The sequence below is a fragment of the Mycetocola sp. Y791 genome (assembly GCF_059445325.1).
Genome location: NZ_JCAIUC010000002.1, coordinates 242,490 through 262,725 on the forward strand (window position 1 = coordinate 242,490; position 20,236 = coordinate 262,725).

Below are 20,236 nucleotides of genomic sequence, written 5' to 3' on the forward strand. Positions count from 1 at the left end.
GCCCGTTCTCGGGGCTCCACTCTCGGGCTCCGCTCTCGGGGCTCCACTCTCAGTGCCGCGCTCTCGGTGCCGAGCTCTCGGTGTCCCGCTCTGGGTGCCGAGTTCTCGGTGCCGAGATAAGGACAACGGCGCCAGATAAGGACAGAACCGCCGGTTTGGTCCTTATCTGGGCACTGTTTCCTTATCCCGGCCCGGTTCCTTATCCCGGGCCGACGGCATCCGTTCGTTGATGGTGCTGCGCCGAGCGGATGCCGTCGGCCAAGTCGTGTGGGAAGGCAGCGGATGCCGTCGGCCGCGTCCGCAGCGCAGGAGATCGCATGGTTATCAGGATGCTTTCGCGACTTTGGTCCTGATAAGCGTGCGATCTCCTGTTAAACGTGCGGGCGCGCGACCGCCACTCGGCGCCCCCTAGTCGGTGACGACGATGAGCTTGCCGCGCACGTGGCCGCGCTCGAGCTCCTCGTAGGCTTCGGCCGCACGCTCGAGCGGGTAGATGCCGCTCACCGGGAACTCGAGTTCACCGTTCGCGACGAGCTCGGCCACGCGGGCGAGGTCCTCGGTGCTGGCCTGGGCGCCGCCAATGTGGGATGCGCCGCGGTCGGCCGGGCCGTAGACGGCGATCGTGTTGATGCGCTCGATCGGGATGCCGAGTTCGAGTGCCGCGTCGATGGTGTCAGGTCCGTGGTTGTCGAGCGCCGCTGTGTAGCCCTGCTGTGCTGCCTCACGCAGCCGCTCCACGAACCCGCCGCCGTAGGCAACGGGGATCGCGCCGAGTGAACGCACGAACTCGTGGTTCGACTCGCTCGCTGTACCGACGACCGTCGCGCCCTTGCGCTTCGCGAGCTGAACGGCAAGCACACCGACACCACCCGCGGCGGCGCTGATGAGCACGGTGTCGGCATCCGTCAGTCCGAACGCCTCGACGGTGGCCCACGCGGTGCGCCCGACAACGGTGAGCCCGGCGGCCTGCTCGAAGCTCAGGTCAGCTGGCTTGTGCACAATGGTGGCGTCTTCGGTGGTGACCAGGAAGTCGGCCATCGCGTAGTTGCGGGCACCGCCGAACACCTCGTCGCCGACGGCGAAGCGGGTGACGCCCTCGCCGATCTGCTCGACGACGCCCGAGTAGTCGTTGGCGACGCCGGAGGGCAGCGTTGCCCCGTAGGTCTCGGCAGCCGGACCACGGAAAATCTTGAAGTCGACAGGGTTGAGACCGACGGCCTTCACCCGAACGACGATCTCGCCCGGCCCCGCGATCGGCTTGTCGACCGTGATGAGTTTCAGGACCTCTGGCCCGCCGAACTCGGTGTACTGAAGAAATCGAGGCATGCGTCCTGCTTCCTGTCGTGCACGGGCGGTTGTTGCCCGTCCCTGAGTCTTACGCGGCAGCTGTCCGAATTGTTCCCATTCGCGGCGGTTTGACACGGTGCATTCGGGTCATGAAGTGGGGAGAATGGATGCCGTGACCACAGCCACCGTCGACCTCATCGCCCTGCAAAAACGTACGGTGTGGGTGCTCGTCGCCGGCCAGATCCTCGGTGGTCTCGGCATCGGTGCGACCCTCTCCATCGGGTCGGTGCTCGCGACGGAGGTGGGCGGGTCAGAGGCCTGGGCCGGCACTGCCGCGACGTTGAGCACGCTCGGAGCGGCCGCGGCGGCGATCCCCCTCGGCCGGCTCACCCGTCGCTATGGCAGGCGAATCTCGCTCTCGCTCGGCACCCTGACCGCCCTGTTCGGTGCGGTGGTCACCGTGCTCTCCGCCGCGATGGACTTCTTCCCGCTCATGCTGCTCGGCTTCGCCATGCTCGGCGCCGGCGCTGCTGTCGGGTTGCAGTCGCGGTTCGCGGCTACCGACGTCGCCGATCCGCGTCACCGTGGTCGCGACCTCTCGATCGTGGTGTGGTCGGCCACGATCGGCTCCGTCATCGGACCGAACCTGTTCGGCCCCGGCGAGGCGATTGCCGAGTGGTTCGGGATGCCACCACTCACCGGATCCTTCGTCATCGCGGTCGTCGCCCAGTTCGCCGCCGTGTGTGTCTACGCTTTCGCGCTTCGGCCAGACCCGTATCTCGTCAGCCAGGAACTCGCGGCGGCCCAGCCCACACAGGACTCCGCAGAAGCGGAAACCACCCCGGGCGGTATCGCCCGCAACCGCTCCCTCGTGTTCATGACGATCGGCATCCTCGGCCTCAGCCACGCGATCATGGTCTCGGTGATGTCGATGACGCCGGTTCACCTCGTGCATCACGGAACCTCGCTGGCCGGCGTCGGCCTCACGCTGAGCCTGCACATCGGCGGCATGTTCGCCCTGTCACCGGTGTTTGGCTGGCTCAGCGACCGGGTCGGCCGGTTCCCGATCATCCTGACCGGGCAGGCACTGTTCGTGATTGCGCTCGCAACCGTTGCGTTCGGTGACGAATCCACGACCCGGGTCACCGTCGGCCTCATCTTCCTCGGCCTGGGCTGGAGCGCGTCGACGGTCGCGGCATCCGCTCTGCTCGGCGACCTCGTGACCGGCGCGGCCCGGCCCGTCATTCAGGGCCGGAGCGACCTCGTCATGAACCTGGCGGGTGCGGCGGGCGCTGCCTCAGCGGGTCCTGCTCTCGCGCTTGTCGGGTACCCCGGCCTCGCGGTGTCGGCTGGGGTGCTCGTTGCGGTGATCGTCGTTGCGGTCCTGGTGGTCGGGCTGCCGGCGGTGCGCCCGCGCGCCGAACGCGCGACCTCCGGCGCCACTGTCGAGTAACTTTTCCTTGACACCAAGTCAGGTTTTCTTTACATTGATCGATGTAAGGTTTTCTTGACATGCAGGGAGCAGCGGATGTCGTCCGAAGAGAAAAGCGCGTGGGTCATGCTGGTCGTGTCGCTCGCGGGCTACGCGACGTACCTGGTGATCCTGGCCGTGCAGGCGGCATCCGTTTCACTGATGGATACCGCATGGGTGACGACGATGCTCTGGACCATCGGCGGCGGGATCGTCGCTGGAATCCTGCTCAACATTCTGTTCGGCATCTTCTCGCCGAAGGACGCTGGGAGAAAAGACCAGCGGGACCGCGACATCACCCACTTCGGTGACTCGGTTGGCCAGTCGTTCGTCATCATCGGTGCCGTTACAGCGCTGATTCTGGCGATGCTTGAGGCGCCGTACTTCTGGATCGCCAACGCGATCTACCTCGCGTTCGTGTTGTCGGCCTTCCTCGGCTCCATTGCCCGCGTCATCGCCTACCGCCGGGGCCTGCCGACATGGTGAGGACGAAGGCGGCCACGCGCGTCACCAATGACATCCGCCGGCTGAGGTTCCTGAACGGCGAGATGACCCAGGCCGAACTGGCCGACCGCATCGGCGTCACGCGCCAGACCATCATCGCCATCGAGCAGGGGCGGTATTCGCCGTCGCTCGAGATGGCATTCGAAATCGCCGGTGTCTTTGGGGTGCCGCTCGACGATGTGTTCTCTTATTCGGCGCCCTCCGTCACCGAGGAGTGATCATGAAGGTTGTCGTTCAAGACCGATATGGAACACCGGATGTACTGCGGGTCGATGACGTCGATCCACCTACGGTGCGCGATACCGATGTGCTCGTGGCGGTTCGGGCCGCTGGCGTTGACGCCGGGGTCTGGCACACCACGGCCGGGAAGCCCTATCTGCTGAGACTGTTCGGGTTTGGTTTTCGGGGCCCGAAGCAGCCGATTCCCGGTCGGGATGTCGCTGGCGTGGTTTCAGAGGTCGGCTCTGCGGTCACCCGGTTCACGGTGGGTGACGAGGTATTCGGCACGACGCTCGATGGCAGCTTCGCCGAGTTCACCCGTGCCGCCGAGGAGCGTCTCGTGCTCAAGCCCGCGAACGTGAGCTTCGAGCAGGCCGCAGCGGCGCCCGTGTCGGGGTGCACGGCGCTGCACGCGGTGCACGACGCCGGCGGACTGATGCCCGGGCAGAAGGTGCTCGTGCTCGGCGCCGGTGGCGGGGTCGGCTCCTTCGCCGTGCAGATCGCCGTAGCGACGGGTGCGACCGTGACCGGGGTGTGCGGCACGGGCAAGGTCGACTTCGTGGCGTCGCTCGGGGCAGCCCGCGTGATCGACCGAACCGTCGAGGATGTGACTGCGGGTGCCGAACGGTTCGACCTCATCATCGACACCGCGGGACGCACGCCGCTGGGCAGGCTGCGTCGGGTGCTGACGAAACGAGGCACCCTCGTCATTGTCGGCGGCGAGGGCGGTGGGCCGCTGCTCGGTGGGTTCGGTCGCTCGATGTTTGCGCCGCTTCGGTCGCTCTTCTCGGACCAGAAGTTCAAGGGACTCATGTCGAGTGAGGACCTGCCCACCCTCGAGGCACTGCGCGACATGCTCGGGGCTGGCACGGTTGTGCCCGCCGTCGACCGGGTGTTCCCGCTCGAGCAGGCCGGCGACGCGATCGAGTACCTGCACGCGGGTCGGCCGCTCGGCAAGGTCGTCGTCACGGTTTAGCCGACGGTCGGGGCGGCTCGGGCGGGTGCGTGACGCTGAGGCAAGGAAACAACGCCCGCACAAGGACTCGAGTCGCGATTGCGTCCTTGTGCCGGCCCGTTCTCCTTGTCTCGCTGCGGGCGACGCCCCGGGGTGGTCGCGAACGCGGCTCACCGGCATCCGTTTTTCAGGTAATAGTGCGATTAACAGGTGACTTCTGGCGATCCCGTCCTGATAATCGTGCGATCTCCTGACGAGCCGTCGACGAGTTTGGTGACGGATGCCGTCGGCACGCCTTCGCGCCCAAAGCGGGTGTACGCCGAGGGCGGGTCTGAGTAGCATGGGCGCCGCATCCCGCCGCCACGTCAGCGCGGCATCCGTACAGTCAACGCGGCACTCGTACAAAGGAGTACCCCATGCAACGCATCACACCGTGCCTGTGGTTCGACAGCCAGGCCGAAGAAGCGGCCGAGTTCTATGTATCGGTCTTCCCGAACTCCGAGATCGTGCACGTGTCTCGCTACGGCGAGGGCGCTCCGATGCCCGTCGGCACGGTGCTCGTCGTCCTGTTCCGGCTCGACGGTGTCGACTTCCAGGCACTCAACGGTGGACCGGCGTTCACCTTCAGCGAGGCCGTCTCGTTCTACGTGAACGCCGACGACCAGGCCGAAATCGACCGGCTCTGGAACACCCTCATCGCCGACGGCGGTGAGCCCAGCCAGTGTGGCTGGCTCAAAGACAAGTACGGGCTCTCCTGGCAGATTGTGCCGCCCGTGCTCAATGAAATGCTCGAGGATCCCGACCTGGAGAAAGCCCGACGGGTGATGCAGTCCATGCTCGGCATGTCGAAACTCGACATCGCCGAGTTGCAGGCCGCGTACCGCGGCGACTGAACGCGGCGGCTGTGCGTGCCGCTGATCCGCTCACCGCCCCGAGATAAGGAAATAGCGCCCACACAAGGACGGAAGCCGGCATCCGGTCCTTATCTCGGCCCGTTGTCCTTCTGTCGGCGCGACCCCGAATGCCGCGACCCCGAATGCCGCGACCCCGAACGCCGCAACTCAGAACGCAGCACGCGCTCACTGCAGGATGCTCGGCTGCAGGTCGGTCAGCGTGCGGTGGTGCGTCTGCCGCGTGACCCCGATCACCGTGGCCACGATCCCGATCGAGAACCACAGCACGAGCATGGACAGGTCCGCGCCGACACGACCGACGTCACCGCCGTACATCAGCTGTCGCAACGCGTCGACTACATAACTCATCGGGAATATATGGTGAATAAACGCGAGCGGTGCAGGCAGGGTCTGCCACGGGAACGTGCCACCCGCGGTCACCAGCTGTAGCACCATCATCACCAGGCCGATGAACTGGCCGACAGCGCTCAGCCAGACGTTGAGCGCGAGGATGATGGCGGTGTAGGTGAGGGATGCCGCCACCAGGATTCCGAAGGTGGCGAGCGGGTTCGCGAACTGGAAGCGAAGCGCGAGCGACAGCACACCGAACAGGCCGAGCATCTGCACGGCGCCGAGCATGGCCGGGGTCGCCCAGCCGGCGAGGGTCACCCGGAACGGTGAATGGAGTGCGGTGACGGCGCGACGTGAGATCGGCTTGACGATGAGGAACAGCGCGTAGATGCCGATCCACGCGGCGAGTGCGGCGAAGAAGGGGGCCAGTCCGGCGCCGTAGTTCTGCGCGGGAGCGATTGCCTTAGTGTCGATCGACACCGGAGTGCCGAGGGTGGTGGCCTGAGCCTGACGGGTGTTCTCGTTATCGTCTGGCAGTTGCGCCACGCCGTTGTCGAGGCCGGTCTTCAGTTCGTTGGCGCCCGTGAGCAGCTCACCGAGGCCGCTGTTGAGCGTGGCTGTGCCGTCGCGCAACCGGACCGCCCCGGCGGCCGCCGTAGCGGCGCCCGAGGCGAGTTCGGCACTGCCAGATGCCACTTCCTGCGCGCCCGCGTTCAGCTGGTTGATCTCGGACACGGTGTTCTGCACCCGCCGGTCGATTGTGGTGAGACCGGTTCCGATCGGCTGGAGGCGCGCGAGCACGGCGTCGATCGTCGCCTGGTCGAGACCCTCAGCGGCGAGGATCTGGGCGATATCGGAGCGGACCGTTGGCAGCGCAGCGATCACGTCATTCGCCGCGGTGCCGACAAGTCGAGCGACGTCATCGATTTCCTGGGTGCCATTGGCGACCTCTCGCGCACCGGTCGCGAGGCTGGCCGACCCGCTGCGGAGCGTCTCGAGACCCGTCGTGAGTTCACTCGATCCGGAGACGAGTTCTCCCGCCCCGGTTTGCGCGGTGGCGAGTCCCGAGACGAGCTCTCCGGAGCCGGATGCTGCCTCGGTCAACTGACTGCGGATGGTGCTCAGCGCGTTGAGCAGCGTCAGTCCGGCTTCGGCGACGACTTTCGCCGTCACCTCGGTCTGGATCTTCTCGATCGCCTGGTTGCCGATGGTGGTGGCGAGGTAGTTGTTGGCATCGTCGGTCCGCAGGATCAGCTCCGCCTTCTTCGGGTCGCTCGAGTTAATGGAGGCGACAGCTTCGGAGAACCCAGCCGGGATTTCGATGACGAAGTCATAGTCGCCGTTCTCGAGGCCGGACGTGGCGGCATCCGCTTCGACCTGCGAGAGGTCGAAGGTCTTCTCCTTCACGAGCGCGTCGGCGACCTCCGTGCCGAGGTTGCGTTCGGTGCCATTGATCTCGGCACCGGTGTCTTCGACCACGAGCGCGACCGGGATCTCCGAGAGTCGGCCGTACGGGTCCTGGTTGGCCCACAGGTAGAGGCCGCCATAGAGGATCGGCACGATCAGCAGGGCCATCAGTGCGAGCGCTTGCATCGGGGTCGAGACCAGTCGCCGCAGTTCGGCGAGAATCATCTGCGGGATCTTCATGACTGCCCCTCAATCGCTTTTCGTGATCGCCGGTCGTGCCCTTCCACCTCCGGCAATGGCGCACCGCCGCTCTGCGCCCAGGCGCCGGCGCGTTCCTCGAGCATTCCCAGGGCGCCGAGATCCCTCTCCGATTTCCCGATCTCTCTGATGTCGTGCTCGTGGCGGATCGTCCACTCTGATGCCCGGCCAGCGATCATCAGGACGGCGAAGTCGCGCGAGGCGAAGTCCTGCGCGAGGCGCCACCACACGAGCGGATGGCCGCCGTGACGGTCCGGTGACACCACGACGAGGCCGGTGACCCCGGACCGCAGCACGGCCAGTTCGCACAGGGCGCGCAGCCGTGCCTCCGGTGGGATGTCGGAGATCGGGGTGGTGGCGAGGTCTTTCATGCCGTAACTGGCGAGCCAGCGCCTTGCCGCGATGGGGTTCGAGTGGTGACCCGCGAACATCAGTTGCTCCGCGACGACGCCGACGAACAACACGTTGGAGTCGGGGTCGGAGACGTCGGGTGCGTCGACGAGCGCGATGCGTCGCCGCATGAGCGCGCGGTTCGCTTCACCGTCGATCGTGATTGTTCCGGCATCCGGTCGCATTCGTCCCGACGCCAGAAGGCCGAGCACCGTTGGACGCTGCTCCGTTTCGGCGGCGGCGAGCACCGCCTCTCCGGTTTCGAAGGAGAGTGAGGTTTCCGGCAGCGCCCTTCCCTTGCGACCCTTGGACACGTCCCGCAGCTCGACGCGCATCAGGCATCCTGAGCGGGTGCCCGGGAGGAGTGCTGCACCGAAGGTTGAGGGGTCACGCCCTCAGCGTAGGAAGCTGCCGGGCGATGTCAATTATCTTTGGTCCTGTGAGCGCCGGATGCGCGGCGCCTGACTTTGCTCGCACGGACCCCGGTGTTCTGGCTGTCTGCCCGCACCGTTCTAGAGAAGGCTGCCGCCGGAAACCTCGATGCGTTCGGCCGTCATCCAGCGCATTTGGCTCGACGCGAGGGCTGTGATGGCATCCGCGATCTCATCGGGCTGCCCGACGCGGCCGAGCGCGGTGTTGTCGGCCAGGTGGTTGCGCAGGTCGTGGTCGTCGCGCATGGCGCCGCCGTTGAAGTCGGTGGCGGTTGGGCCGGGGGCGATGCTGTTGACGCGGATGCCGCGTGGCCCGAGTTCCACCGCGAGGCTGCGGGTAATCGCCTCCACCGCCGTCTTCGAGGCGGCGTAGAGCGAGGTTCCCGGGCTGACGTGGCGGGTGAGTGAGGTGGATACGTTGATGATGCGACCGCCGTCGGCGATGTGGGGTGCCAGCGCCTGAATGAGGAAGAACGTGCCGCGCAGGTTCGTTCCGATGACGGCGTCGAACTGGTCGACCGTGGCGTCTTCGAGCAGGCCGAACAGCCCGATCCCGGCATTGTTCACCAGCACGTCGATGGCGGAGCGCCCCCACCGCTCCTCGATGTCGCGACGCAACGAGTCCGTGAAGTCGACGAACGAGGCGACATCCGCCAGGTCGAGTCGCGTGGCGATGGCATCTCCGCCTGCGGCGCGGATCTCCTCCACGACGCGGGATGCCTCGGCGGCGTCACCGCGATAGGTGAGCACAACGGCGAAGTCCCGTTGGGCGAGGGCGAGGGCGGTCGCTCGGCCCAGACCCCGATTGGCCCCGGTGACGACGGCGATTCGAGGGGTGTTCTCGGTCATTCGGCATCTCCTTCCGGGAACTCCACGCTGATGAGCGGACTTCCCTCCATCCATTCGTCGAGGGGCGCGACCGGTTGCGGGATGCTGGCCGGGTTCCACGGCTGATTGAGGTCGGCAATGATCGACGAGAACACGGCTTCCCGCTGTGCGCGATCGAGCACCGGTGTGCCCACGGCCCGCAGATCGGCCCGCACTCCGTGCTTGAGATGGAAAGTGAACTCGGGGTTCGCCACGATATTCACGTACCAGCTGCGTGTCGCCGGCGTAGTCGAGAGATAGATTTGCCCGTCGACCCGGTAGAACCAGACCTCGATGCGCCGCGGCCTGCCGGTGCGCCTGCCCGTGGTGGTGATGTCGATCGTGCGCTCCCGAGCGGGTGACGCAGGGGTGATAGCCAGGGCCCGTTCGATTCTCGCGTCCATCATGCTCCAAAGTAAGTAGTCATTTACTTATAAACTAGACGCGGGATGAAGATCCTGTCAAGGACGACACTGAGAGAGCGGAGTGAGCATGGCGCAGCGAGACGCGGAGGCGACCAGGGCACGGATTCTCTCGGCAGCGGTGACGGAGTTTGCGGCGCACGGCTACTCAGGCGGCAGGGTCGACCGCATCGCGAAGGATGCCGAGAGCAATGTGCGCATGATCTACGCCTACTTCGGCAACAAGAGTGGCCTGTTCGATGCGGCGCTGGCGGACGCGATTGTGCGGATGGCGGAAGAGGTGCCCCCTCGGCCTTCAGATTTGCCGACGTGGGTCGGCGAGCTGTTCGATTTCCATCAGCGTCGGCCCGAGGTGCTGCGTATCTCCCTCTGGGCTCAGCTCGAACGGCCGGAGGCGGCCTCCGAGCCGCTCGAGACTTATCTGGCCAAAGTGGAATCGGTGCAGCAGCACGCGTCACCAGCCTTCAGCGCCGTCGATCTCCTCGTCATCATCTACGCCGTGGCCCAGGCCTGGCAGCTCGCGCCGATCGGCCTCCTGGCAGCCGACGCGAGGGCCAGCAGCGACACGAGGCGAGCGGCTGCGGTCGAAGCGGTCACCCGCATGCTCGCCTGACCTCAGGCCCAGTACATCTAGTTTCCGCGGATGATCTCCGCGCGTGCGGACGCGTGCTCATCAGCGCTGATGACGTTTCGGGCGTGCAGCTCATCGAGCTTCGCCAGCCGTTGTTCGGTGGACTCGGCCGGGCGCATGGCCTCGCTGTCCAGGGCGCGGTTGACGAGGTCAGCGTGCAGCGTCAACGGGTCGTGACCGGCATCCTTCACCTTGCGTGCATTCTTGACGCTCATCACGACGATGAGGATCGCGGCAATCACGATGATGGCGGCCACAATGCCGAAGATGATCGGGAAGAAATCGAACTGCGGACCCACGGTTGTCCTCTCGTTGACGAGTGTCCAGCTTGGCAATGGCGGCAGGTCGAGTCAACAGCAGGAGCATCATCCAGGTGCAAAAGTGCCGGTCAGAGGGGAACTCTGACCGGCACTGTGGCGTTGAATGACTGCGGGGGCGTTCTTATAAGAGCACGCCGCAGCATCCGTTTTCGTCAGTGTCGTCGGCAGGCCTGCCCCACAGGCCTGTCGCTGACCGCCGGGTTACGGAACCAGGATGGCCCGGCCGGGAACAATGCCGGCCTCAAGGTCGGTGAAGGCCTGGATGCCGTCTTCGAGCGAGTACTGCTTGGTTTCGACGGAGATCTTGCCGAGCTTGGCGAGTTCAATCACCTGGCGCTGGTCGGAGCGGGTGCCGCCGTAGGAGCGGCGCACGTCGACGCCCCACGGGAGGGTACTCGTGAAGCCGTCTGCGGCGTAGGTGAAGGAGCCGCCGCCGAGTCCGACGAGACGGAGTGCGCCGTCGGGGGCGATGATCTTCGTGGCCAGGTCGACCGTCGGCTGAACCCCGACAAAGTCAAAGACGGCGTCTGCGCCGTATCCGTTGGTGAGTGCGAGCACCTTGGCTGCGGTGTCGCCGTCGCTCAGGAAGGTCTCGTCTGCACCGTGCTCGCGGGCAATCTCAAGCTTCTGTTCACTGGAGTCGATCGCGATGATGCGGGCGCCGGTGGTGGCCTTGAGGATCTGCAGGCCCATGTGGCCGAGTCCGCCGACGCCGATGACGGCGACTGTGGAGCCCGGGGTGAGGCGGTGGCGTGCGCCGTTGATGGCGTGCATTGGGGTGACCCCGGCGTCGGCGAGGGGGCCGGCGACGGTGGGGTCGAGGTCACCGAGCGGTTCGAGGTAACGAGCCTTGACCTTGATGTATTCGGCCATTCCGCCGTCTGGGCCGAGGCCAGGGCAGGGCGGGGTGCCGAGGCGGCCAGCGGCGTTGACGCAGACGTTGTCGCGACCTTCGATACAGGGGCGGCAGGCGCCACAAGCCCAGACGAGGCAGACGAGTACGGCTTCGCCGTCGACGAGGCCGGTGACGTTGGCGCCGAGCTTGGCGACATGGCCGGCCGTCTCGTGGCCGAGGGTCATGGGCGGAAGGGGCCACTCGGGTGAGTGGAGGACGTGGACGTCGGAGTGGCAGAGGCCGGCTCCGGCGACCTTGACGAGGACTTCGTCGGCTTCGATTTCGGGAACTGGAACGTCCCGTACTTCGAGTACGCCGGCTGACACGATTTGCAAAGCGCGCATATTGCTCTTTCTCTTCTGTACTGGCGGCCGTCTTTGGTCGCCATCCTCACAATAGGGCAGATGCCCCATAGGGCGTGGGACGTAGACTCGCTGCGTGACCGATGACGCTGTTGACCCACGCCAGCGTCGTACCCGTGCCCGGTTGCACGAGGTCATTCATGAGCTCGCGGCGTCGACGCCGCTGGACGACATCACGATGTCCGATATTGCTCGCGCCGCGGGGGTGAAGCGCGACACCGTGTACCGGCACGCGGGTAGTGCTGTTGCCCTCCTGGTGCAGGCCCTCGAGGCAGAGGTTGAGGAGCTGGTGCAGCACACCTCGCAGCTACCGGCGGTGTCCGAGACCGGTGAGAGTGTCTTTGCCGGCCCCGAGGTCTCAATGTTTGAGCATGTCGCCTCACATGCGGATATCTACCGCAATGCCCTGTCGTCGCAGGTCAGCAGTCCGGTTCGGGACATGCTGATCCGGTCGAGTGCGCGGGCGTTGACGGCGCACCTGGAGCGGCATCCGGAGATTGCGCCGCTCGTCGATGGGCGACCGGCCACAGATGCAGAGAAGCGGATGTTTGTGGCCTTTGCCGCGTCGGGCACCTTCGGTGCGGTGCAGGCCTGGCTGAACGAGGGCGACCTCAGCGACCTGGATGCCGCTGCGGCGGCGACCCTGGCGGCGGCGCCGGAGTGGTGGATGGGGCGGCGGTAGGGGGCGCGGGCTCTGCAATCAGACGCATCACGTTGGGGCGCGCCCGACGCGTATTTCCGGCCCAGTCCCGCACCCGAAGCGCACGCAGCCCAAGGACGCAACAGGGGGCGAAGTTCACGTCCCTAGGCCGGACAAATATCGAATCAGCTTGGCTTGCAGAGCGTCCATGTCGCGGGCCTCGCACTCCCAGACAGTAAACGTTTGCCACCCGAGAGCCTCTAATGCATCAATGTTTCGGGCATCTCGAGCAACCGTGGCATCCCGCTTGGCCGACCAGAATTCAGCATTTGTTGTTGGAGTCACGTTGCCGTATTTGCAGTCATGCGAATGCCAGAAACAGCCATTCACGAAAATGACTTTTCTTTTGGCTGGGAACACCAGATCCGGTTTCCCGGGGAGGCCCCGAACGTGCAGCCGATAGCGGTAACCGAGCGCGTGCAGTCGGCTCCTAACGGCCATTTCCGGTTTGGTGTCAGTCGAGCGGATCCCAGACATATTCTTCCGCCGCTGGGTCGGCGTGAGTACGTCATTCATGGACTCACCATACGAAAGTTGGGTACGGATTCGGAAGATTCGGTGCCCACCCGCATTTCTGATGCCCGCGAATTGGGGTCGTGGGCGATGTCTCGTGTCTACGCCTTCGCATATAGGGTCAAAAGAAGCTTGGCTACAAGGTGGGGGATGCGATGAAGCATGAAGTTTGGGTGCCCGGAGCGCAGCTCATGGACTCAATGCGCGCGGTTGGGTACTCCCTCCGCACCGCATTGGCCGACATCGTGGACAATTCGCTCGCGGCAAACGCGCGAAACGTCAACATTCACTTTTTAGCAGGCGATCATCCGCACATTGCGATTCTCGATGATGGTGACGGTATGGATCCTGACGAGGCACGTCAGGCCATGCAGCTCGCGGGAAAGAGCTCGCTGTCAGACCGCGACGCGACAGATCTGGGCAGATTCGGCCTTGGGCTAAAAACTGCTTCCCTCTCACAATGCCGTCAACTGACAGTGATTACCAAGCAGGGCTCCACGGTCGTTGGGCTTGAGTGGGATCTGGATCACATTGCAGCAACAAACGAGTGGAGCCTGAACGTACTGGAAGAGGGCGAAATCCAGCGCTTACCGGGCGTCGGGCAGCTCGAGGATCTGGCTTCTGGCACCCTTGTCATCTGGAGAAACCTCGACAGGCTACTGGACGCGGGCGGAGATACGGAGCCACAGCTCGATGCGGCGTTGGTGGATGCTCGAGACCACCTCGCTCTGGTCTTTCATCGATTCCTTGCGGGCGATGACGCTCCGCGAGTCTCAATCGCAATTAATTACGTTCCGATCGAACCGGTTGATCCCTTTCTAACGAAGTCACGACGCACGCAGGCATCGCGAAGAGAGGACATCGCCTATCAAGGCGCTGCAATTGAAGTCCGAGCATTCACCTTGCCCTTCATCAATAAAATGACCGACAAGGAACGTGGGCTCGCCTTGGTAGCGGGTGCATTGCGGGATTCGCAGGGCTTCTACATTTATCGTGGTGGGCGCCTCGTCATATGGGGCACCTGGTTCCGACTGATGCCAAAAAGCGAGACCGGGAAGCTCACCCGGGTACGGGTCGATATCCCGAACACCTTGGACCACCTGTGGAGTTTGGACATCAAAAAGTCCTCGGCGGTTCCGCCCGCAGTGGTGAGGGCGCGGTTGCGTGAACTCGCGACCGCCATGGCGGAGCCGGGAAGGAAGGCGATCTCTTTCCGGGGTCGTAAACCCTCTGAAGAGGACGGCCTTGTGCGGCCGTGGGAGCTAGTAACAGACCGGGACACATTCAGATACGGGATCAACCGCGAGCATCCTATTCTGTCTGCATTCGCAGACCGCCTTGATCCAGCGACCTTAGGAGAGCTGGACACAGTCCTCAAGATGTTGGAGGGAACCTTCCCTGTTCAGGACCTCCACAATCGGATGTCTGGTGATCAGGTGTCCACGCAGGCGACTGAAGACTCAACTGAGTTAAGGCAAGTGCTTTCACGCCTCTGGGGATCCGTCGGATCCCGACGTGAAACGGCCGACGATTTCGTGGATCGAATGCTTTTACATGAGCCGTTTGACATGCTGCGCAGCGAACGAAACTCCATTGTCACGGCGTTGTACGAACGAACCGAAGAAGGTGTGCAGGTCCGATGAACGATGTGCAGTTGAAACAGTACTCGAAACTGAAAAACATGCTGCTGGCCGCTGCAGCGATTGACGTGCCGTCTGAATATGAATTGCGCACACTAATTAGCGAGTTGAGAGGTCTCGGCCCTGATCTCACTGACGAGCACTTCGACTCCGTTTTCGACGAAGTCTCGAAGGTGTCGAACGTGATCATGGACCTGGGTGTGATGATCGAAGCTGGTGATCGAAAGCCTTGGCTGGCAGACCGGAAGTCCAGCATCGACTGGCGACTTTGGGACGCGTACCGCAGGTGGATGACAAATAGTGGCCGCTCCCCGCGAGTGATCGACGTGCTGGATCAGACGCTCGACACCATCCTGGATCACATGGGTGACCCTAGCGACAAGAGCCCATGGGCGCGCCGTGGCCTCGTGATAGGTGACGTTCAATCGGGAAAAACAGGAACCTATATCGGGCTGATAGACAAGGCAGCAGACGCAGGTTACCGGTACTTCATCCTTCTGACGGGGAACACAGAATCGCTTCGGCAGCAGACGCAGTCCAGGGTGGATCAGGGGGTCATTGGACGAGACTCTCTATCGCTGATGCGAGTTGGTGCCGGGCAGGAGAACAAGCCGCGCCACGTTGGAGTCGGCCGCTACCTTGAGTCCACTTCGTCCGCGATGAGTCTCACAACGATGACTATGGATTTTCGAAAGACGAGCACCGAAGCTATCGACTTCAATCCAGGGCCGGACAACATCGTCGTGTTCGTCACGAAGAAGAACAAAGCTATCCTCAAGCGAATCGCTGACTGGCTCGAGCAGCAGGGTAACGCCGACAAGCGAGTCAACCAGCCGTTGCTACTTATTGACGACGAGGCAGACTACGCATCGGTCGACACGACCGATGAGGACGAGAACCCAACAGCAATCAACGCAGCAATCCGTCGCTTGCTTGGGGTCTTCGACCGAAGCTCTTACGTCGGATTTACGGCGACGCCGTTCGCAAATATCTTCATCAATGACGAGAGTGAAGATGATCTTTTCCCGCGCGACTTCATCTTCGGGCTTGAAACGCCATCCAACTACGTAGGGCCCGGGCAGATATTCAATCTGGAGCCGGAGGCCGAGGATAACCCGATCCGGTCTATCGATGACGGTGAGGAGTCATTCCCCGTTGGCCACAAGAGCGGGCACTCGGTCCCAGACCTGCCGGACTCACTCATTGAAGCGGTCCGCACATTCATAATCGCCAACACGATTCGTGACTTGCGAGGTGAGGTGAGCGAACCCAGATCAATGCTCATCAATGTGTCGCGGTTCAACCTCGTCCAGGCGCAGGTGCACGAGTTGATCGCCGAGCTCCTCGCTGGATATAAGAATGCGATCCTGCTTCATTCGAGAGTTTTTGCAAATGGAAGCCCAAACAAAGCTCTGAGTGAACTCCGTTCGACATTCTCGGACGAGTTCAGCGATTCACAGTTCTCGTGGGACCAAATTCTGGAATCGTTGCCGGCGGCCGTTGCCGGTATCCAATCGCTGCTCATGAATTCCAAGACGGAGAAGCAGCTTGAACAGGACGAACTCAGCAGCCAAGCTCCCCCTCGTTTAGTGGCGGTTGGTGGCGACATGCTCAGTCGAGGACTCACCTTGGACGGGCTGATGGTCAGCTATTTCTATCGACGAACGGCTGCGTCAGACACACTCATGCAGATGGGTCGGTGGTTCGGATATCGGGACGGATACCGTGACCTCTGTCGAATCTGGATGAATGAAGAGATGCAGTCTGCCTATGGATATGCAGCTCAGACACTCGAGGAACTGCGCACCGAGCTCGTGAGGATGCGCAACCAGAAGCTGACACCAGAACAATACGGTCTAGCGGTCAAGAACCATCCGGATGCGTTGCTGATCACCGCTCGGAACAAGATGAGGAGCGCGAAGGAAGGCAAAAAGAGCATCTCCCTTCGGGGTCATTCGATCGAGTCCTACAAGCTGTCGAGCGACGTGCTTGATTTGAAACGGAACTACACGGCGTTTGAGAATCTCATCAAGGGGCTCGGCGAACCGGACAAGCATTCTCGACCTAACCGGCCTATGTGGCTCGAGGTGGATAAGAAGCAGGTAGCCGACTTCATGCAGTTGTTCCGAGCCCATGGATCGTCTCAGCTTTTCCAGGAAGGGGCTCTTTCTCGCTTCGTTAAGAACGCGTCCGCAGACGATCTGCAAACTTGGGACGTCGTGGTCATCGGTGGCTCAGGCGACCCAACCACTACCGGAAACGCATCCTTCTCAAAGCCGATCCGCGCGCTCCACCCTAAGGAAGACGCCTCTTTGCTGGTCTCTGGGCGCAACCAGCGAGTCGCCGGAGCGGGCGACGTTGCGACGACCCTGGGGCGCGAGCGAGCGAAGGAGATTGCGGAGGAATACCGGGCGAGCATGGCCGAAAAGAAAAAGTCGGTTCCAGACACGGCATACGTGGCGCAGCTCCAGAGGCCCTTGCTTCTGATTTATCCGATGCAACCCAAGGACGGTGTTTCCGGCGATCCCGTAATCGCGGTGAACATTTCGATCCCTGGCGCACCCGGTGACACCTCAGGTTCAAAAAAAGATGATCAAGTGACCTATATCCTCAATCGGATTGCACAGCGTCTTTGGTTTCCCGAGCTGCTGGAGAGCAGCGATGTTTGAGAGCGTCACTGACGTCTGGGAGGAAATGGTTTCAAGCGGCTGGCAGGGACAAAGGCTGATTGACGGGCACCCCCTCCGGCTCTATTTCGGCGCTGATGCAGTATCGCGACCGGTTTTCTTTCTCATCACCGGCTCAAAGCCGCAAATCCCACGAATGTCGGCCATGGTGAGTGTGGACCGAGGCGAGCGGAAAGACGGAACTTGGACCGTTGTTCTGACGTTGAAGGATAAAGAACTTACGTCAGCGTTCATGGGGATGTGCGTCGAAATGGTGCGGCGCTCCGCAGCCCTGACCGATGAAGCACTAGCGCTCGAGGAGTTCTTTTCCACGCTCAATCAGTGGCGATCCTTGCTAAGTCATAAACCGCCGCAGAGGCTGTCGATCGAGCAGCTGCGAGGTTTAGTTGCCGAGGTTTGGTTCGGGACTGAAATCTTGCCGGAGACGAACACCGCTTCGGAGGTACTGGCGGCGTGGCAGGGGCCATACGGCGCGCCGCAGGACTTTCGCATGTCAGATGGCACGATGTTTGAAGTCAAGGCGCTCCACGCGGGTGCTCGTGCATTCGACGTATCGCCCGTTGAACAACTTGACCCGTCAATTGACGGGTCCCTCGCTGTGGCGGCGGTGCTTCTTGATGACGCCACTCGCATTACCCCGGACGCGTTCACGGTGCTGACGCTCATCCAATCGTTTAGGGATGCGGTGGCTGACGATCCTCAGGCGCTGGAGGGACTTGACCATAGGTTAAGCGCATTGGGATTTGACGCCGCTGATGAGTTTTACTCGATCCACTATTTCGGTGTCTCCGGCTTGCGGCTGTTCGACGTGAACACGGAATTTCCCCGTCTGCTCCGTGACAATACGCCGATAGCTGTCGAACAGATCAAGTACCGCGTCCGTATTGCGGGGATCTCCCACCTGGAAGTGAGCCTCGATAAATTCGGGCTGGCGAGGAAGTGACGGAAATGGCTACAGAATTAGAAGCATTTTACGCAGACCTTCAAAACACAGTTCGTACGGCAGCCAGTACTGATCTGACATACACGGCAAGCGCATTCGTCGACGAAGCTTCAAGGCGTTTGGCAGACGCAGAGGAAGTTGATGCCCTTACATCTGGCCATTTTGATGGCACGGCGCCTAAGACAAGCAAGAAACTGGGTCTAGACGCATATGACTTCGGGGATGAGGACGGCCACGTTGTACTCGCACTGACTGATTACCATGCGACGGACGAAATCCAGACGCTAACCGGATCGGCCGCTAAAAAGAAGTTCGGCATGCTCGAGGGCTTCCTTGAGGCCGCGCTAGACGGGGTTCTCGAAGGTTATCTCGAGGAGAGCTCCGACGCGTATCAAGTCGCTATTGAGCTGCGTCAGAGAGAAGCTTCGACCTTCAAATACCGGCTCTATCTTCTCACTAACGCGAAACTGAGCGCCTCAGCGAAGACTATTGAAAGCACGCAAGTTCATGGCATCTCAGTGGAATATCACCTGTGGGATGTCGAACGATTTCACAAAGTGGAGGCGTCGAGCCTCGGGCGCGAGGAAATCGACATCGACCTTACTGAATGGGTTCCGGACGGGGTTCCCTGTTTGCGAGCGAGCAGTGAGTCGGCAGCTGTAGAGACCTACCTGGCAGTGCTGCCGGGCGCTCTGCTCGCGGGGATTTATCGAAAGTACGGTGGACGAGTTCTGGAAGCCAACGTGCGGTCATTCCTGAGTGTCCGAGGGAACGTGAACAAGGGGATCCGCGGCACCATCCTTCAGCAACCGGAAATGTTTCTGGCCTATAACAACGGAATCTCTGCAACTGCTACGGCCGTCCGGACCACTCAACGTGATGGTGTCCGTTCCCTTCAAAGCCTGAAGGACCTACAGATTGTCAACGGTGGGCAAACAACTGCTTCACTTTTCTACGTTGATAAAGATGAGAAGCAAGCCGACTTGACGAACGTTTTTGTTCAGATGAAGTTGATCGTCATTGACCCCGATGCCGCCGCCGAAGTTGTACCGAAGGTCAGCCGATATGCGAATACGCAAAACCGGGTGAGCGAAGCGGACTTCTTCTCTAACCACCCCTTCCACGTGCGAATGGAAGACAAATCTCGCCGTATTCTCACGCCCGCGAAGGCAGGGACCCACTTCCAGACGAAGTGGTACTACGAGCGCACTCGTGGGCAGTATCTCAACGAGAAGGCGAAGGTTACTCCAGCTCAGGCGAAGCGGTTTGAAGCTGAAAATCCACGGACCCAGTTGGTGACAAAAACGGATGCGGCAAAGTACCTTGTCTCCTGGAACCAATTGCCACATGTGGTTAGCTCAGGCGCCCAGAAGAACTTTCTTGCGTTCGCGAAGGACGTTTCCGAAAGCTGGTCGAAGGACGATACGCGTTTTGGCGACGAGTTTTATAAGAATCTTGTAGCTAAGGGAATTCTCTTCAACGCGGTAAGGGCTTTGGTGCAGCGGAGCGACTGGTACTCGAGCGGATATCTCGCGAACATTGTCACCTACACCCTGGCCAAGCTGTCTTTCATGGCCCACGGACCGAGCGGCCGAGGCGACTTGGACTTCGGTCGAATATGGGCCGAACAAGGAGTCCCTGAAGACCTGTTACATGAAATAGAACCCATCGCCTTGCAGGTTTTCAAAGTTCTTACTGACGAGGACCGCCCGGTCGTGAACGTGACTGAGTGGGCGAAACGTGAGAAGTGTTGGGAGCAGGTCAAATCGGAGACGATGCCGGTCACGCCCACCCTTCGTGAGTACATCATCGGCTCCGAAGCGAGCGCTGAGAGCAAGCGCGATGCCAAACAAGAGCAGCGGCTCGACAATGGAATTGAAGCGCAGATAGAAGTTATGAAGCGGGGGCCCCGTTATTGGGTGAACCTTCGGCACTTCGGGCGAACTACAAAGTCCATAACGCCCAAAGAAGTCTCCGTTCTCAACTACGGCACTGGGGAATCTGGACGGCAGCCAAGCGAGGCGCAAGCCAAGCTCCTTATGCAGTTAAGTCGCAGACTCGAATCAGAGGGCTTCGTGGGTAACTAAGCG

At 62.2% G+C, this 20,236-nt stretch carries 19 protein-coding genes; 11 read left to right on the forward strand and 8 right to left on the reverse strand.

All coding sequences use genetic code 11. The annotated features are described in order from the left end of the window. Positions 1-408: 408 nt before the first annotated feature. Positions 409-1,326, reverse strand: a complete 918-nt coding sequence (locus AC1C2N_RS06005) for an NADP-dependent oxidoreductase (RefSeq protein ID WP_495433252.1) — start codon at positions 1,324-1,326, stop codon at positions 409-411. A gap of 124 nt (positions 1,327-1,450) precedes the next feature. Here AC1C2N_RS06005 and AC1C2N_RS06010 point away from each other — a divergent pair, with 124 nt between their 5' ends. The 5 genes from AC1C2N_RS06010 to AC1C2N_RS06030 all read left to right on the forward strand — a co-directional run bounded on the left by AC1C2N_RS06010 (position 1,451) and on the right by AC1C2N_RS06030 (position 5,329). Then, positions 1,451-2,740: an MFS transporter gene (locus AC1C2N_RS06010; protein ID WP_495433253.1), complete on the forward strand. Its 1,290-nt coding sequence runs from the start codon at positions 1,451-1,453 to the stop codon at positions 2,738-2,740. 75 nt (positions 2,741-2,815) lie between these two features. Then, entirely contained in the window at positions 2,816-3,244 is a 429-nt protein-coding gene (locus AC1C2N_RS06015) for a hypothetical protein (protein ID WP_495433254.1), read from the forward strand. Next, entirely contained in the window at positions 3,238-3,480 is a 243-nt protein-coding gene (locus tag AC1C2N_RS06020) for a helix-turn-helix transcriptional regulator (RefSeq protein ID WP_483406479.1), read from the forward strand. The genes AC1C2N_RS06015 and AC1C2N_RS06020 overlap by 7 nt, the downstream gene beginning before the upstream one ends. A gap of 2 nt (positions 3,481-3,482) precedes the next feature. Next, on the forward strand, positions 3,483-4,457 hold the full coding sequence (locus AC1C2N_RS06025) for an NAD(P)-dependent alcohol dehydrogenase (protein WP_495433255.1): 975 nt from the start codon (positions 3,483-3,485) through the stop codon (positions 4,455-4,457). A gap of 395 nt (positions 4,458-4,852) precedes the next feature. Next, a complete protein-coding gene (locus tag AC1C2N_RS06030; protein ID WP_495433256.1) occupies positions 4,853-5,329 on the forward strand; it encodes a VOC family protein in 477 nt (158 codons plus the stop codon). Positions 5,330-5,515: 186 nt separating this feature from the next. On the opposite strand, the gene AC1C2N_RS06035 is transcribed toward AC1C2N_RS06030, so the two are convergent. The 4 genes from AC1C2N_RS06035 to AC1C2N_RS06050 form a co-directional block, all read right to left on the reverse strand. Next, entirely contained in the window at positions 5,516-7,327 is a 1,812-nt protein-coding gene (locus tag AC1C2N_RS06035) for a YhgE/Pip family protein (protein ID WP_495433257.1), read from the reverse strand. Further along, the gene (locus AC1C2N_RS06040; protein WP_495433258.1) at positions 7,324-8,070 is read right to left on the reverse strand and encodes a P-loop NTPase family protein; all 747 of its coding nucleotides are present in this window, start codon (positions 8,068-8,070) and stop codon (positions 7,324-7,326) included. The genes AC1C2N_RS06035 and AC1C2N_RS06040 overlap by 4 nt, the downstream gene beginning before the upstream one ends. Positions 8,071-8,247: 177 nt before the next feature. After that, positions 8,248-9,015 carry an SDR family NAD(P)-dependent oxidoreductase gene (locus AC1C2N_RS06045; RefSeq protein WP_495433259.1) on the reverse strand — a complete coding sequence of 256 codons (768 nt, stop codon included), beginning with the start codon at positions 9,013-9,015 and terminating at the stop codon, positions 8,248-8,250. Continuing rightward, a complete protein-coding gene (locus AC1C2N_RS06050; RefSeq protein WP_495433260.1) occupies positions 9,012-9,440 on the reverse strand; it encodes a nitroreductase/quinone reductase family protein in 429 nt (142 codons plus the stop codon). The genes AC1C2N_RS06045 and AC1C2N_RS06050 overlap by 4 nt, the downstream gene beginning before the upstream one ends. Before the next feature lie 85 nt (positions 9,441-9,525). On the opposite strand from AC1C2N_RS06050, the gene AC1C2N_RS06055 reads away from it, so the two are divergent. Beyond that, positions 9,526-10,068 (forward strand): TetR/AcrR family transcriptional regulator, encoded by a 543-nt coding sequence (locus tag AC1C2N_RS06055; protein ID WP_495433261.1) that lies wholly within the window; start codon positions 9,526-9,528, stop codon positions 10,066-10,068. A gap of 17 nt (positions 10,069-10,085) precedes the next feature. On the opposite strand, the gene AC1C2N_RS06060 is transcribed toward AC1C2N_RS06055, so the two are convergent. Together AC1C2N_RS06060 and AC1C2N_RS06065 are read right to left on the reverse strand one after the other, a co-directional pair. Then, on the reverse strand, positions 10,086-10,385 hold the full coding sequence (locus AC1C2N_RS06060; RefSeq protein WP_495433262.1) for a hypothetical protein: 300 nt from the start codon (positions 10,383-10,385) through the stop codon (positions 10,086-10,088). A gap of 222 nt (positions 10,386-10,607) precedes the next feature. Next, the gene (locus AC1C2N_RS06065; RefSeq protein WP_495433263.1) at positions 10,608-11,645 is read right to left on the reverse strand and encodes an NAD(P)-dependent alcohol dehydrogenase; all 1,038 of its coding nucleotides are present in this window, start codon (positions 11,643-11,645) and stop codon (positions 10,608-10,610) included. Between the two features lie 94 nt (positions 11,646-11,739). Between AC1C2N_RS06065 and AC1C2N_RS06070 the strand changes: the two genes are divergently transcribed. Beyond that, complete coding sequence (locus AC1C2N_RS06070; RefSeq protein WP_495433264.1) at positions 11,740-12,345, forward strand: TetR/AcrR family transcriptional regulator; 606 nt, start codon at positions 11,740-11,742, stop codon at positions 12,343-12,345. Positions 12,346-12,459: 114 nt separating this feature from the next. Here AC1C2N_RS06070 and AC1C2N_RS06075 read toward each other — a convergent pair whose 3' ends face one another. Further along, positions 12,460-12,879, reverse strand: coding sequence for a very short patch repair endonuclease (locus AC1C2N_RS06075; RefSeq protein ID WP_495433265.1), 420 nt, complete (start codon positions 12,877-12,879; stop codon positions 12,460-12,462). A 152-nt stretch (positions 12,880-13,031) separates the two neighbouring features. Here AC1C2N_RS06075 and AC1C2N_RS06080 point away from each other — a divergent pair, with 152 nt between their 5' ends. Genes AC1C2N_RS06080 through AC1C2N_RS06095 form a run of 4 tightly spaced genes read left to right on the forward strand, consistent with a single transcriptional unit; the run spans position 13,032 to position 20,233 of the window. Further along, on the forward strand, positions 13,032-14,519 hold the full coding sequence (locus AC1C2N_RS06080; protein ID WP_495433266.1) for an ATP-binding protein: 1,488 nt from the start codon (positions 13,032-13,034) through the stop codon (positions 14,517-14,519). Beyond that, the gene (locus AC1C2N_RS06085; RefSeq protein WP_495433267.1) at positions 14,516-17,185 is read left to right on the forward strand and encodes a Z1 domain-containing protein; all 2,670 of its coding nucleotides are present in this window, start codon (positions 14,516-14,518) and stop codon (positions 17,183-17,185) included. Before AC1C2N_RS06080 ends, AC1C2N_RS06085 begins: the two co-directional genes overlap by 4 nt. Beyond that, complete coding sequence (locus tag AC1C2N_RS06090; RefSeq protein WP_495433268.1) at positions 17,178-18,146, forward strand: PD-(D/E)XK motif protein; 969 nt, start codon at positions 17,178-17,180, stop codon at positions 18,144-18,146. Before AC1C2N_RS06085 ends, AC1C2N_RS06090 begins: the two co-directional genes overlap by 8 nt. A gap of 5 nt (positions 18,147-18,151) precedes the next feature. Continuing rightward, positions 18,152-20,233 (forward strand): AIPR family protein, encoded by a 2,082-nt coding sequence (locus AC1C2N_RS06095; protein ID WP_495433269.1) that lies wholly within the window; start codon positions 18,152-18,154, stop codon positions 20,231-20,233. The last annotated feature ends 3 nt before the right edge of the window (positions 20,234-20,236 follow it).

Excerpts from the sequence above, each read along its gene's own strand:
- AC1C2N_RS06015 (WP_495433254.1), top strand. The coding sequence starts at position 2,816 with ATGTCGTCCGAAGAGAAAAGCGCGTGGGTCATGCTGGTCGTGTCGCTC.
- AC1C2N_RS06020 (WP_483406479.1), top strand. The coding sequence starts at position 3,238 with ATGGTGAGGACGAAGGCGGCCACGCGCGTCACCAATGACATCCGCCGG.
- AC1C2N_RS06080 (WP_495433266.1), top strand. The coding sequence starts at position 13,032 with ATGAAGCATGAAGTTTGGGTGCCCGGAGCGCAGCTCATGGACTCAATG.
- AC1C2N_RS06065 (WP_495433263.1), bottom strand. The coding sequence starts at position 11,645 with ATGCGCGCTTTGCAAATCGTGTCAGCCGGCGTACTCGAAGTACGGGAC.
- AC1C2N_RS06045 (WP_495433259.1), bottom strand. The coding sequence starts at position 9,015 with ATGACCGAGAACACCCCTCGAATCGCCGTCGTCACCGGGGCCAATCGG.
- AC1C2N_RS06025 (WP_495433255.1), top strand. The coding sequence starts at position 3,483 with ATGAAGGTTGTCGTTCAAGACCGATATGGAACACCGGATGTACTGCGG.
- AC1C2N_RS06050 (WP_495433260.1), bottom strand. The coding sequence starts at position 9,440 with ATGATGGACGCGAGAATCGAACGGGCCCTGGCTATCACCCCTGCGTCA.
- AC1C2N_RS06085 (WP_495433267.1), top strand. The coding sequence starts at position 14,516 with ATGAACGATGTGCAGTTGAAACAGTACTCGAAACTGAAAAACATGCTG.
- AC1C2N_RS06090 (WP_495433268.1), top strand. The coding sequence starts at position 17,178 with ATGTTTGAGAGCGTCACTGACGTCTGGGAGGAAATGGTTTCAAGCGGC.
- AC1C2N_RS06055 (WP_495433261.1), top strand. The coding sequence starts at position 9,526 with ATGGCGCAGCGAGACGCGGAGGCGACCAGGGCACGGATTCTCTCGGCA.
- AC1C2N_RS06030 (WP_495433256.1), top strand. The coding sequence starts at position 4,853 with ATGCAACGCATCACACCGTGCCTGTGGTTCGACAGCCAGGCCGAAGAA.
- AC1C2N_RS06005 (WP_495433252.1), bottom strand. The coding sequence starts at position 1,326 with ATGCCTCGATTTCTTCAGTACACCGAGTTCGGCGGGCCAGAGGTCCTG.
- AC1C2N_RS06010 (WP_495433253.1), top strand. The coding sequence starts at position 1,451 with ATGGATGCCGTGACCACAGCCACCGTCGACCTCATCGCCCTGCAAAAA.
- AC1C2N_RS06075 (WP_495433265.1), bottom strand. The coding sequence starts at position 12,879 with ATGAATGACGTACTCACGCCGACCCAGCGGCGGAAGAATATGTCTGGG.
- AC1C2N_RS06040 (WP_495433258.1), bottom strand. The coding sequence starts at position 8,070 with ATGCGCGTCGAGCTGCGGGACGTGTCCAAGGGTCGCAAGGGAAGGGCG.
- AC1C2N_RS06095 (WP_495433269.1), top strand. The coding sequence starts at position 18,152 with ATGGCTACAGAATTAGAAGCATTTTACGCAGACCTTCAAAACACAGTT.
- AC1C2N_RS06035 (WP_495433257.1), bottom strand. The coding sequence starts at position 7,327 with ATGAAGATCCCGCAGATGATTCTCGCCGAACTGCGGCGACTGGTCTCG.